A 1653-nucleotide genomic window follows, 5' to 3' on the forward strand; every position below is an offset into this window, starting at 1 on the left:
TTGCACTTGAAATCCGAATCCAAGGACCTTTTCAAAAACCAGCCCGCCAACGGCCTGCCGTTTCCTATATAATCCCCGCATTACCGACTGTCGCGCACTATATCGTCATGAAACGGCTCAAACGCATCAAAACCATCCTCCGCACGCTTTACCTCTACCACCTTGCCGAGCTGTTTGCCGCGCTTGTCCGTCCGGGCTGGGCACGAACGCTGTTGAAAATGCTGCCGCAGTCGTCTGAATTTGAAAACGAACCGCCTGCCGTCCGCCTGCGCCTTGCCCTAGAAAGCCTGGGGCCGATTTTCATCAAGTTCGGACAGGTTCTCTCTACGCGCCCCGATTTGATTCCGCATGATTACGCGGTCGAACTGGCAAAGCTTCAAGACAAAGTCCCACCGTTTGACGCGCAGCTTTCACGCTCGCAAATCGAAAAATCGCTGGGGCAATCCATCGAAACGCTGTACGCGGAATTTGAAACCGAGCCTGTCGCCAGCGCATCCATCGCCCAAGTACACAAAGCCCGCCTGCATTCGGGCGAACAAGTGGCGGTCAAAGTTTTGCGCCCCAACCTTTTGCCCGTGATCGAACAGGATTTGTCGCTGATGCGTTTCGGCGCGGCTTGGGTCGAGCGTCTGTTTGCCGACGGCAAGCGTTTGAAACCGCGCGAAGTGGTGGCAGAGTTCGACAAATATCTGCACGACGAGTTGGACTTGATGCGTGAAGCCGCTAATGCCAGCCAGCTCGGTCGCAATTTCCAAAACAGCGATATGCTGATTGTGCCTAAAGTGTTTTATGACTACTGCACCAGCGACGTACTGACCATCGAATGGATGGACGGCACGCCGGTATCGGAAATCGCCAAACTCAAAGCCGACGGCATCGATTTGCACAAACTCGCCGATTACGGCGTGGAAATCTTCTTCACGCAAGTCTTCCGCGACGGCTTTTTCCATGCCGACATGCACCCCGGCAATATTCTGGTTGCCGCCGACAACCGCTACATCGCCCTCGATTTCGGCATCGTCGGCACACTAACCGACTACGACAAGCGTTATCTCGCCATCAACTTCCTCGCCTTTTTCAACCGCGACTACCACCGCGTCGCCACCGCCCACATCGAATCGGGCTGGGTGCCTGCCGACACGCGCGCGGAAGAATTGGAAGCCGCCGTCCGCGCCGTGTGCGAGCCAGTGTTCAACAAACCAATTTCGCAAATTTCCTTCGGTTTGGTGCTGATGCGCCTGTTTGAAGTCAGCCGCCGCTTCAATGTCGAAATCCAGCCGCAGCTTGTGTTGCTGCAAAAAACGCTGCTCAACATCGAAGGCCTGGGACGGCAGCTTGATCCCGATTTGGACTTGTGGAAAACTGCCAAACCGTTTTTAGTGAAGTGGATGAACGAACAGGTCGGACCTAAAGCCTTTTTGCGCAACCTCAAAAACGAAGCCCCCGATTGGGCGCAAATCATCCCTTCCCTACCGCGCAAAATCAGCGCGCTGGTTGACGAAAACCGCCAACAGGAAATGCGCGATGCCTATATCCATTTGGTCAAAGTACAGCAGCGGCAAAGCATGTGGCTGGGCGTGATTGCGATTGTGTTGCTGCTGATTTTGCTGTTTGATTAAAAATCCGAGACCTTTGCAAAAAAGCCTTTCCCCC

Annotated in this window: 1 protein-coding gene; it reads left to right on the forward strand. The window is 54.4% G+C overall.

From position 1 onward, the window contains the following. The first annotated feature begins 107 nt into the window (after positions 1 to 107). Positions 108 to 1619: a ubiquinone biosynthesis regulatory protein kinase UbiB gene (ubiB, locus tag HMPREF3066_RS00335; protein WP_070439775.1), complete on the forward strand. Its 1512-nt coding sequence runs from the start codon at positions 108 to 110 to the stop codon at positions 1617 to 1619. Positions 1620 to 1653 lie beyond the last annotated feature (34 nt).

It is taken from the genome of Neisseria sp. HMSC03D10 (assembly GCF_001807625.1).
Classification (GTDB): Bacteria; Pseudomonadota; Gammaproteobacteria; order Burkholderiales; family Neisseriaceae; genus Neisseria; species Neisseria mucosa.

What these genes read in the sequence shown, in the direction of transcription:
- ubiB (WP_070439775.1), top strand. Translation starts at nt 108, where the DNA reads ATGAAACGGCTCAAACGCATCAAAACCATCCTCCGCACGCTTTACCTC.